The following is an 11,293-nucleotide window of genomic DNA, read 5'->3' on the forward strand; positions in this document are numbered from 1 at the left end:
TTACTAATAATATAAATAGCCCCAAGTATGTAAATGAGGTAACGTGCAATATGTTTGTATATTTTCAGAAAAAAAATGTAATTGTAAAATAATGCCTTTAATTTTTTAGCGAAATGTTTGTACAAGACAAAGTTTGTATTAAATTTGCACCTCCTAAGCTAGAAAATACTTTTTTAGCCTTGGTAGATGCAAATCTAAATATATTGAATTGGCCCATGGTGTAACTGGCAACACGTCTGGTTTTGGTCCAGAAGAGTCTAGGTTCGAGCCCTAGTGGGCCAACTTTATAAAACCCTAATCAGCTGAAAAGCATTTGATTAGGGTTTTTTTGTACCGTTTAATAATGAAATGGTTTCAGGAAAATTATAATTTTTAGGCTGAAGCATTATTTAAATAGACAACTCTTATAATTGAGAACTCACGTATTTATAGAAGAATTAATGCTCCAATTCTTTATCTGTTATCGGAATACTTTCCTGCATTAATTTCCAGGTAAACTTCTTTTCGCTTTTTCTATCCATATTAAAAACTGAATAATAACGTACTAGTTGTGTGCTGTCTTTTGGGTTATTAGTTATCGGGATTAACGAATCTGCCATATTGCTTTTATGAATTGCAAAACGATTTACCGGTTGCTTCCAGTTTGAATTGTTATATACAAATAGATAGTATTCGTTAAAATTTGTATCCTTTAATTTGGCATTCACTAATAAAACATCATTCTGAAAGTTTTTAAGTTTTAAAATTTTCAATTCGGCACCTATGCTTTCGGGAATTGCAATTTCTGGAAGTTTTTTTTCTTCAAAACCAATATATGTAACTTCATTTGTGGTGTCAATATTTTTTATATAGGCGTAGAGAGAATCGCTATTCCCCAAAAAATCTGCTTTTAAAGCACCTTCAGGAATTTTAGGTTTTGCTATTATAGTAGGTGATGGTTCCTCAATTTCCAAAACTGTTTTTATTTCTTTTTTGTGGTGAAGTTGATTACACCCAAAAATAAAAACCAGTAAAGTGAAGAATAAAAATTTCATTTTAAATTTTAAAAGTAATGACAGGCATATTTGCATGGTTAACCATATCTTCACTAATACTTCCATTGAAAAAATGCGAAATTCCCTTTCGGCCGTGCGTGCCCATTCCTATTAATTGTGCATTAATATGATTGGCGAAATTTAAAATACCTTTTTCTACCGAGGTGTCGTTGAAAATATTAAGCGTATAATTTTTAACCCCCATGCCACGCACAAAGTTCTCCATTATTTTTTGTGCTTCGGTTGAGGTGTTAAAATTGGCTGGGGTATTTACAAATAGCAAGTGCATTTTTGCACCCACTTTTTTTGCGAATTTTTGTGCCTTGTCTAAAGCTCCACGACCGTCTTCAGAAAAATCTGATGCAAAAATAAAATCGTTTACCTCAAATTTGGGATGGTTGTTTTTAATAACCAATACGGGAATATTAGAAGTTCGCACTACTTTTTCGGTGTTGCTGCCCACAAACATTTCTTTAAAACCACTTGCTCCCGTGGAGCCCATTACTATAAGGTCTATTTTGTTTTTGTCGCATACTGCTTCAATATCTTCATAAATTTCATCGTGACCAATGGTTTCGTTTAGTGTTATGCCCTCTAAATACGGCTTCGCTCTAAGTTCACCAAAGCGTTTTTCTGCCAGTTTAATAAAGAAAAGCGATTCTGGAAGACTGCCCGAATCGCTGGAGGTTGCAAGATGAAGCGGCATTTCCATGGAGTGGAGCACAAATATTTGGCTCTTGTGTTTTTTGGCAAGTGTTACTGCCACTTTTAGCGCGTTTTCGGCTTGTTCAGAGAAATCGGTTGGTACGAGGATACGTTTCATATATGGTTGGTTAATTTTTGAACCCTTAAATTACAAAATAAATCGTTTGCCCTTGGTTTTTATAATATTAAAAAATATATTATATTTGCACCGAATTTGATACGAAAATATCTGAGGGGACTAAAGTCCCCTCTTTTTATAGCTTAAAAAATAATGCGGGAAAAAGTAGCACAACTGCTTAAAAGTGCACTAGAAGAAAACAAATCGCTGTTTCTGATCGATCTAAATATTTCTGAAGACAACCAAATACGGGTCATTCTGGACGGCGACAAGGGCGTAACAGTTGATGATTGTATTGCGGTTAGCCGCCAAATTGAGCATAACTTAGACAGAGAAGAATACGATTTTTCATTAGAAGTAATGTCCGCTGGAGTTTCAGAGCCATTAACTTTGCCACGACAGTACAAAAAAAATATAGGAAGAACGTTAAAGATAAAAACTAAGAACAACGAAAAATTTGAAGGCGAATTAACCGCTGCAACTCATGAAAGCTGTACTTTAAAATGGACAGCACGCGAGCCAAAGCCAGTGGGGAAAGGTAAAATTACCGTTCAAAAAGAGGCAACATTGCCTTATACAGATATTATGGAAGCAAAAGTGATGATAACATTTTAATTGAATTGATATGGAAAACTTAGCACTAATCGATTCTTTTTCGGAATTTAAAGACGACAAACAAATAGACAGAGTAACGCTTATGGCGATACTTGAAGACGTTTTCAGAAATGCGCTAAAGAAAAAATACGGTAGCGATGATAACTTTGATATTATTGTAAACCCAGACAAAGGCGACCTTGAAATATGGAGAAACCGTATTGTGGTAGCCAATGGTGAAGTGGAAGATCCCAATGAGGAAATTTCGCTTAACGAAGCGCGTAAAATTGAACCCGATTTTGAAATTGGCGAAGATGTTTCTGAAGAAGTAAAATTAATAGATCTTGGCCGCCGTTCTATTTTGGCATTGCGCCAAAACCTTATTTCAAAAATTCACGAGCACGATAATACCATAATATACAAGCAGTTTAAAGACCTTGAAGGCGAAATTTATACCGCCGAGGTACATCACATTCGTCACCGCGCCGTTATCTTGTTAGATGATGATGGCAACGAAATTATTCTTCCAAAGGAAAAACAAATTCCTTCAGATTTTTTCAGAAAAGGAGACAACGTACGTGGTATAATTGAAAGTGTTGATTTAAAAGGTAACAAACCTACGATCATCATGAGCCGTGCCGCAAATATTTTCCTCGAAAAATTATTCGAACAGGAAATCCCAGAAGTTTTTGACGGTTTAATTACAGTTAAAAAAGTAGTGCGTATTCCGGGCGAAAAAGCAAAAGTTGCCGTAGATTCATACGACGACCGTATTGATCCTGTCGGGGCCTGCGTAGGTATGAAAGGTTCTAGAATTCACGGTATTGTGCGCGAATTGGGCAATGAAAACATAGACGTAATTAATTACACCAGCAACCTTACCTTGTATATTACAAGAGCACTGAGTCCCGCAAAAGTAACTTCGGTTAAAATTGACGATGAGAAAAAACGTGCAGAGGTTATTCTTCGCCCAGAAGAAGTGAGTAAAGCTATTGGTCGTGGAGGCCACAACATTCGCTTAGCTGGTCAACTAACTGGTTACGAAATAGATGTGCTTCGCGAAGGGGCAGAAGAGGATGTAGAATTATCTGAATTCTCTGACGAAATTGAAGGTTGGATTATTGAAGAATTCAGCAAAATTGGGCTGGATACAGCGAAAAGCGTATTGGAACACGACATCAACGATTTGGTAAAACGTACCGATCTTGAAGAAGAAACAATCCGCGATGTTATAAATATATTAAAAGAAGAATTTGAAGAGTAGTTGAAACTTTGACTACTTTTATACAAATTTTTTAAAAAGACAAAATTAGGAAAAGCATTTATGGCTGAAGTAAAAACAAAAAGACTGAGTCAGGTATTACGTGAATTCAACATCTCGTTGGATCGTGCCGTGGATTTTTTAAGCTCCAAGGGGTTCGATGTAGACGCAAGTCCCAATACCAAAATAACAGGTGATGAATACGAAGTCCTTTTTGAAGAATTTGAAACCGACAAAAGTAAAAAAGTAGCTTCTAAAGAAGTAGGGGAAGAAAAACGCAAAGAGAAAGAAGAACTTCGACTGGAACGCGAACGCGAACTTGAAGAAAAGCAGAAGAAGGAAGAGGCTTCCCGCGTTATTAGAGCTGGAGCAAAACTAGACGGCCCCAAGCAAGTAGGAAAAATTGATCTTGCTACTGGAAAAGCCAAACCAGCTAGTCCGGCAAGCGAAAAAGAAGAGCCCAAAGCTGAACAGAAGCCCGATGCTCTAGAAACGGAAAAACAAGCGCAAGGAAAAGTTGAAAAGACAGAAGAAGTAACTCCCCCAACAAAGGAAGAAAAGACGAAGGAAGCGAAAACCGTTGTAGAAGAAAAGCCAAAAGAAGAGCAGGCTAAAACGGAAGAAGTTAAGGCAGATCAACCCAGAGAAACAAAGCCTAAAGCGGCAGATACCGCACAAACTACAAAAGAAGAAAAGTCAAAAGAAGCTCCCGCTTCAAAGGCCGAGGAGCCTAAAACAGAAGAAAAAACAGAAACCACAAAGGAATCTGATACCGTTACTACGCAATATCGTAAACTTGATGGTCCTAACTTTACGGGTCAGAAAATAGATCTTACCCAGTTTAAAAAACCAGAGAAGAAAAAGGAGACCAAAACAGACGATAAGAAAAACGTAAAAGGCAAAAGACGCCGCATAAGTAAAGAAACTCCAAAATCTGGAGGCAACAACTACAGAGATAACCGCGGGTCTGGCAATAGAAAGGGACGCAGTAGTACACCTAAAGAAGAGCCAAGCGAAGAAGAAGTACAAAAACAAGTACGTGAAACCTTGGAAAAACTTCAAGGGAAATCTTCCAAAGGAAAAGGAGCAAAATACCGTCGCGAAAAACGAGATACCCATCGTCAAAAAACAGATGAACTTGCACAGCAAGAAGCAGATAACAAACTTATTAAAGTTACCGAATTTGTTACCGCTAGCGAAATGGCAACGATGATGGACGTGCCTGTCACCAAAATTATCTCCGCTTGTATGAGTTTGGGAATGATGGTAACAATGAACCAACGTCTCGATGCTGAAACCCTGAGTATTGTTGCAGATGAATTTGGCTACGAGTTAGAGTTCGTTACCGCCGACCTTGAAGAATCCATAGATCGGGATATAGATGCTCCTGAAGACCTTCAAGATCGCGCACCTATTGTTACAGTAATGGGTCACGTAGATCACGGTAAAACATCATTATTAGATTACGTTCGTAAAGAAAATGTTATTGCAGGCGAATCTGGTGGAATTACCCAACATATTGGTGCCTATGGTGTTGAGTTAGAGGGTGGTCAAAAAATAGCCTTTTTAGATACCCCTGGTCACGAAGCCTTTACTGCTATGCGTGCTCGTGGAGCCCAAGTTACAGATGTTGCCATAATTGTTGTGGCAGCAGATGATGCTATTATGCCACAAACAAAAGAGGCAATCAGCCATGCACAAGCTGCAGGTGTACCAATAGTGTTTGCTATCAATAAAATTGATAAACCTACCTCAAACCCCGAGAAAATAAAAGAAGGGCTTGCTCAAATGAACTTATTAGTTGAAGATTGGGGTGGAAAAATTCAGTCGCAGGACATCTCGGCAAAAACAGGTCAAGGTGTAAAAGAGTTGCTTGAAAAAGTATTACTCGAAGCCGAATTACTGGAATTAAAAGCTAACCCACACCGCCAAGCAAATGGTACTGTTGTAGAAGCCTTTTTGGACAAGGGTAGAGGCTATGTATCTACCGTATTGGTACAAGGCGGAACACTTAAGGTTGGAGATTATGTGCTTGCTGGACAACACAGCGGAAAAGTGAAAGCAATGCAGGATGAACGCGGTAAAAATGTGAAAGAAGCCGGTCCATCAACTCCTGTGTCTGTGCTGGGTCTAGACGGTGCGCCACAAGCCGGCGATAAATTTAATGTATTTGAAGACGAACGCGAGGCCAAAGCCATTGCTACTAAACGTACGCAACTTCAACGCGAGCAGTCTGTTAGAACACAGCGACATATTACATTAGATGAAATAGGTAGACGAATTGCCCTTGGTGATTTCAAAGAATTAAACATTATTCTTAAAGGTGATGTGGATGGTTCTGTTGAAGCATTGACAGATTCATTCCAGAAATTATCTACTGAAGAAATTCAAGTAAATATAATTCATAAAGCAGTGGGCCCAATCACCGAAAGTGATGTGCTCTTGGCTTCGGCTTCAGATGCAATTATTATTGGTTTCAACGTTCGCCCAATGGGTAACGCCCGCCAAATTGCAGACAAAGAAGAAATTGATATCCGTACGTACTCCATTATTTACGATGCTATAAACGATCTTAAAGACGCAATGGAAGGTATGCTTTCTCCAGAAATGAAAGAAGAAATTACCGGTACAGCAGAAATTCGTGAAACTTTCAAAATATCGAAAGTCGGTACAATTGCAGGATGTATGGTGCTAACAGGAAAAATCTTTAGAAATTCAGGTATCCGTCTTATTCGAGAAGGGGTTGTTGTTTACACAGGTGAACTTGCTTCTTTAAAACGATTTAAAGATGACGTAAAAGAAGTATCTAAAGGCTACGATTGTGGTATCCAGATTAAAAACTACAATGATATTTACGAAAACGATATTATTGAAGCCTTCCAAGAAGTTGCAGTGAAGAAGAAATTGAAATAGTTTTCCTTCCTAATTAACAACTGAAACGACCCGAAAATGAATTTTTTCGGGTCGTTTTTATTGGCAGCAATCCCATTTATTTTTTCATTTTTTGTAACAATGAATATTTTTTAAAGTCTATTAAGAAAACCAAACCCAATGAGTTTTTCATTAAAAAGGATTTTCTTTGCAGCTTGTCTTCTGTTTAGTTTTGCCATGATTTCGCAGACAGCAGATAGTATTCCGAGAAAAAAAATAACTATTCCGCGTATAAGTGAAGCTCCTAAAATAGATGGAATTTTAGATGATGCAGCTTGGCAAAATGCACCAGTCGCAACCAACTTTGTTGAACGTCTGCCAAACAATGGCAGACCCATCCCCGATAGCTTAAAAACCGACGTTAAAATTGTCTATAACGATTTAGGCATCTACTTTGGCGCCACAATGAAAGATCCGGAACCCAATAAAATTTTAAAAGAACTCACTGAACGGGATAATATTGGCAACGACGATTTTTTCTTTATCCTTTTAAACGGTTATAACGACAGACAGCAAAGTTTGCAATTTATAGTTACCGCAGCGGGCGTGCAATACGACGCCAAAATGACCAACGACAACGAAGACAATTCTTGGAATGGAATCTGGTACAGTGCCGTTCAAATTACAAATGAAGGTTGGGTGGCTGAAATTTTTATTCCATATTCCGAAGTGCGTTTTCCGAATAAAAACATACAGGAATGGGGTTTAAATATGGAGCGGGAATTTAGAAGAAGTAGAACCCGTTACAGCTGGAGCCATATAGATAATACCAAAGGCTCCTTTTCCATTTACGATGGCGAAATACACGGCATTAAAAACATTCAAGCACCGCTGCGGCTTTCTTTTCAGCCCTATGTTTCGGCATATGTTAATAATTTTGATGGTGATACCCAAACTACTTTCAACGGTGGAATGGACCTGAAATACGGAATAAACGATGCCTTTACATTAGATATGATTTTGATCCCCGATTTCGGACAGTCAAAATTTGATAATGAAGTTTTAAACCTTTCAGCTTTTGAAACGCAATACGAAGAAAATCGAGGTTTCTTTACGGAAGGAACGGAACTTTTTACCAAAGGAAATCTTTTTTATTCGCGAAGAGTGGGGGGCAATCCTTCGGTTTATCCAAATATTTCAGAAAACGAAGCAGTTGTAAATTATCCAGCATCGGTAGATTTAATCAATGCATTTAAAATTTCCGGAAGAACCGATGGCAACTTGGGCTTGGGTATTTTTAATGCCGTTACCGAAAAAACGTATGCCAACATTAAAAACAATAACACAGGTGAAGCTAGGCAAGAAGTAGTGGAACCTTTGGCAAACTATAATATTTTGGTTTTAGATCAGCGTTTTGGCGATAATTCTTCGGTGTCGTTTGTAAATACAAATGTAATTCGCGAAGGCGATTTTCGCGACGCTAACGCTTCTGGATTGTATTTAGATTTAACCAATAAAAACAATACCTATAATTATTTTGCCAACGTTGAAGGAAGTTGGGTAAAAGAAAATGCGACCAAATTTGGAATGGAAGGCGGCGCCGGATTTTCAAAAATAAGTGGTAGAAATCGTATTTCGGGTGAGGTAAATTTTAGAACAGCCGCTTATGATATTAACGATATGGGGTATTCTAGCGAAACCAATTTTATTCGGTATAGTGCATATTACGGCTATCGATACCTTCAGCCCAAAGGCAATTTGAACAATTTATTTTTAAATTTTAATTTAAATTATATACGAAGGCTGGAAACAGATCTTTATAGCAATTTTCTTTTTAACTTCAACTCTAGTTTTACTACCAAAAAGTTTTTGGGCTTTGGCGGAGGTTTTGAAATGACCCCATTTGGAACAAACGATATCTATGAGCCTAGGGTTAAAGAACGCTATGTAAAGGTGCCGGAATATTACGATATTTGGGCTTGGTTTTCTACAGATTATAGAAAGAAATTGGCGCTAGATATAAAAGCAGACTGGTATAAATATAACGAAAGAGGTCGCGACCGATTGATTCTTGAATTTGGACCTAAATATCGCGTATCAGATAAATTAAAAATGTTTTTCAACACCGATGTAACTTTTTCTACTAATGAAGAAGGCTTTGTTAGCGTAGTAAACGAAACTATTATTTTTGGGAAACGCGACAGAAATACCGTTGTAAATACATTGGAATCGCAGTATATTTTTAACAATAAAATGGCTTTAAATTTATCGTTTCGCCATTATTACTCCCAAGTGGATTACAGTCAGTTTTTTACCTTACAAAATTCTGGTGAATTGGTTGAAAATACAACTTATACTGAAAATCGCAATGCAACTTACAACAGTTGGAATGTAGATTTACGATTTTCGTGGTGGTTTGCCCCCGGTAGCCAATTGACGCTTTTATACCGAAATGCGATAGAAAGTTATATTGACAAATCGGGGGTAAGTTTTTCAAACAACTTCAATAACCTCTACAATGAGCCACAATTAAATAGTATTTCGTTGCGTGTAAGTTATTATTTAGATTACAACAGTGTAAAAAATTGGGTGGGTAATTCGTCAAAAACGAAACCATTGGGATTTATTGATACAAAAGTAAATTGATTTTCGTTTTTAAACAGTAATAACTAAATATACCTAGTTATTATTTGCGTCGTTCGGGTTTCAAAATAAAGGCAGACGAAAAGTTTTTTTGAATCTCAATGAGTGCTCTTTCAGCTTCTATTCGCGAAGTAAAATTGCCGGCCCAAACTTTAAAATTTGGTGTTTCATACCCTATTGATGCTGGCCAATTGCTATAATTGCTTCGGTATTTGTGTAAAACTTGGTTGGCCTTATCCAGCTCGCCATAATACAATTGGATGGTGTAACCGTCAGCGAGTTTATTTTCTTTTTCTAAATTTTTCTTCAGTTCCAGCAATTGGGTTATTTTCGAATCTGTATTTACAGTTAACGTCGCGTTTTGTGCCATTGCGTTTTCTGAAAAAGTGACAATTAAAATGCTGGTAATTAAAATTTTGAAATAGGACTGTGGAATCATAAGCTTATGTCTTTACGGCAAAGGTAAAACTTAATAACATTGCAGACACCCAATTTATTATTTAGAACAGATATAAATTAATAGTTAACACTTTGTTTGCATTTTCAAAATCGACTTTATAATGTACTTTTGTGCCTTTGTTTGTGGTGCAGGATGCGTATTAAGTTTCTAGGGAATCGTAATTAATTCTGTTCCAAAACGATCGATAAAAAATTAATCATTAGTAATGAAATGAGCACTTCAAAGAGTTTCGAACTTATCTCGAAATACTTTATATGCACATTCCAGTGACCAATAAAAAACTATATAATCAACAGATGAAAAAGGTGAATTTTATACATCTACGCTCAAAATTGCCACTTCTTTTGTTAGTGTTTTTACTAACTTTTTCAACTACTATATATTCTCAAGACGCAGCAGCAGACAACGCTGCCGCGGGAGGCGATGTGGCTGCAGGAGAGGCGTTGTTTAAGGCCAATTGTGCTGCCTGTCATAAATTAGACAAGAAAGCGGTTGGGCCCGCATTAAGAGGAGTTGGCGATAAATTTGACCGTGATTGGTTGCATAAATGGATTAGAAACAGCCAAGCGTTAATCGCTTCGGGAGATGCGCAAGCTATTAAACTGTTTGAAGAAAATAATAAGGCTATAATGACTGCCTTTCCAGCGCTATCAGACGCTGATATAGATGATATTTTAGCATATGTTGATCAGCCAAAAGCTGAGCCTGCACCCGCAGCTGCAGGTGCCGCTCCTGCCGATGGTACAGCAGCCTCTGGTGGTGGATCTGTTTCAAACACACTCGTTATTGGTGCGCTGGCGCTTATCTTTTTGTTGTTGGTTATTATGCTTTACTTGGTAACCAATACCCTTAAACGTATTGCAGAGGCAAACGGTGTTGTGTACGAAGAAAAGGAAAAGGGCACTCCAATTTGGAAAGCATTTGTGCAAAATCAATTCTTGGTTTTGGTGTTTACGGTGTTCTTATTGCTTGCCGCAGCTTATTTCGGTTTTGGTTATATGATGCAAGTGGGGGTAGATCAAGGTTACGCCCCTGTGCAGCCAATTCATTACTCGCATAAAATTCACGCTGGCGACAATCAGATAGATTGTAATTTCTGTCATAGTTCCGCTAGAAAAAGTAAACACTCTGGAATTCCTTCATTGAATGTTTGTATGAATTGTCATAAAAATATTTCAGAAGTTGCTCCTGAAACAGCTACAGAGGAATATTCAAAAGAATTCTATGATGGCGAAATTCAGAAACTTTACAAGGCAGTTGGCTGGGATGCAGAAAACCAAGAGTACACCGGCAAAACAGAACCTGTAAAATGGGTTCGAATCCACAACCTTCCAGATTTTGTGTATTTTAATCACTCACAACACGTTACTGTTGCGGGTATTGCTTGTCAAACCTGCCATGGAGAAATTCAGGAAATGGAGGTGGTAGAGCAATTTGCGCCGCTCACAATGGGATGGTGTATTAATTGTCACCGCGAGACTAACGTTAATTTGGCTACTAATGAATACTATGCCAAAATACACGAAGAACTTTCCAAAAAGTATGGAGTTGAGAAGTTAACAATCGCCGAAATGGGTGGTTTGGAATGTGGAAAATGTCACTATTAA

The 11,293-nt window shown here is 37.7% G+C and carries 8 protein-coding genes and 1 tRNA gene; 6 read left to right on the plus strand and 3 right to left on the minus strand.

Annotated features, from left to right (window positions below; all coding sequences use genetic code 11):
• Positions 1 to 209: 209 nt before the first annotated feature.
• Positions 210 to 282, plus strand: a tRNA-Gln gene (locus tag K8089_RS01735).
• A 155-nt stretch (positions 283 to 437) separates the two neighbouring features.
• Here K8089_RS01735 and K8089_RS01740 read toward each other — a convergent pair.
• Positions 438 to 1,034 carry a hypothetical protein gene (locus K8089_RS01740; RefSeq protein WP_237601542.1) on the minus strand — a complete coding sequence of 199 codons (597 nt, stop codon included), beginning with the start codon at positions 1,032 to 1,034 and terminating at the stop codon, positions 438 to 440.
• A 1-nt stretch (position 1,035) separates the two neighbouring features.
• Positions 1,036 to 1,857 (minus strand): universal stress protein, encoded by an 822-nt coding sequence (locus K8089_RS01745; RefSeq protein ID WP_237601543.1) that lies wholly within the window; start codon positions 1,855 to 1,857, stop codon positions 1,036 to 1,038.
• A 150-nt stretch (positions 1,858 to 2,007) separates the two neighbouring features.
• Between K8089_RS01745 and rimP the strand changes: the two genes are divergently transcribed.
• The 4 genes from rimP (at position 2,008) to K8089_RS01765 (ending at position 9,229) form a co-directional block, all read left to right on the plus strand.
• Positions 2,008 to 2,472 (plus strand): ribosome assembly cofactor RimP, encoded by a 465-nt coding sequence (rimP, locus tag K8089_RS01750; RefSeq protein ID WP_237601591.1) that lies wholly within the window; start codon positions 2,008 to 2,010, stop codon positions 2,470 to 2,472.
• A 10-nt stretch (positions 2,473 to 2,482) separates the two neighbouring features.
• Positions 2,483 to 3,715 (plus strand): transcription termination factor NusA, encoded by a 1,233-nt coding sequence (gene nusA / locus K8089_RS01755; protein WP_237601544.1) that lies wholly within the window; start codon positions 2,483 to 2,485, stop codon positions 3,713 to 3,715.
• Positions 3,716 to 3,775: 60 nt separating this feature from the next.
• Positions 3,776 to 6,625, plus strand: a complete 2,850-nt coding sequence (infB, locus tag K8089_RS01760; protein ID WP_237601545.1) for a translation initiation factor IF-2 — start codon at positions 3,776 to 3,778, stop codon at positions 6,623 to 6,625.
• Positions 6,626 to 6,763: 138 nt separating this feature from the next.
• Entirely contained in the window at positions 6,764 to 9,229 is a 2,466-nt protein-coding gene (locus K8089_RS01765; protein WP_237601546.1) for a DUF5916 domain-containing protein, read from the plus strand.
• A gap of 40 nt (positions 9,230 to 9,269) precedes the next feature.
• Here the strand turns inward: K8089_RS01765 and K8089_RS01770 are convergent, their stop codons facing one another.
• Entirely contained in the window at positions 9,270 to 9,665 is a 396-nt protein-coding gene (locus K8089_RS01770; protein WP_237601547.1) for an SPOR domain-containing protein, read from the minus strand.
• Between the two features lie 317 nt (positions 9,666 to 9,982).
• On the opposite strand from K8089_RS01770, the gene K8089_RS01775 reads away from it, so the two are divergent.
• The gene (locus tag K8089_RS01775) at positions 9,983 to 11,293 is read left to right on the plus strand and encodes a c-type cytochrome (RefSeq protein ID WP_237601592.1); all 1,311 of its coding nucleotides are present in this window, start codon (positions 9,983 to 9,985) and stop codon (positions 11,291 to 11,293) included.

Source organism: Aequorivita vitellina (genome assembly GCF_022008365.1).
In the GTDB taxonomy this organism is placed as follows: domain Bacteria; phylum Bacteroidota; class Bacteroidia; order Flavobacteriales; family Flavobacteriaceae; genus Aequorivita; species Aequorivita vitellina.

What these genes read in the sequence shown, in the direction of transcription:
- K8089_RS01740 (WP_237601542.1), bottom strand. Translation starts at nt 1,034, where the DNA reads ATGAAATTTTTATTCTTCACTTTACTGGTTTTTATTTTTGGGTGTAAT.
- K8089_RS01745 (WP_237601543.1), bottom strand. Translation starts at nt 1,857, where the DNA reads ATGAAACGTATCCTCGTACCAACCGATTTCTCTGAACAAGCCGAAAAC.
- nusA (WP_237601544.1), top strand. Translation starts at nt 2,483, where the DNA reads ATGGAAAACTTAGCACTAATCGATTCTTTTTCGGAATTTAAAGACGAC.
- infB (WP_237601545.1), top strand. Translation starts at nt 3,776, where the DNA reads ATGGCTGAAGTAAAAACAAAAAGACTGAGTCAGGTATTACGTGAATTC.
- K8089_RS01765 (WP_237601546.1), top strand. Translation starts at nt 6,764, where the DNA reads ATGAGTTTTTCATTAAAAAGGATTTTCTTTGCAGCTTGTCTTCTGTTT.
- K8089_RS01770 (WP_237601547.1), bottom strand. Translation starts at nt 9,665, where the DNA reads ATGATTCCACAGTCCTATTTCAAAATTTTAATTACCAGCATTTTAATT.
- K8089_RS01775 (WP_237601592.1), top strand. Translation starts at nt 9,983, where the DNA reads ATGAAAAAGGTGAATTTTATACATCTACGCTCAAAATTGCCACTTCTT.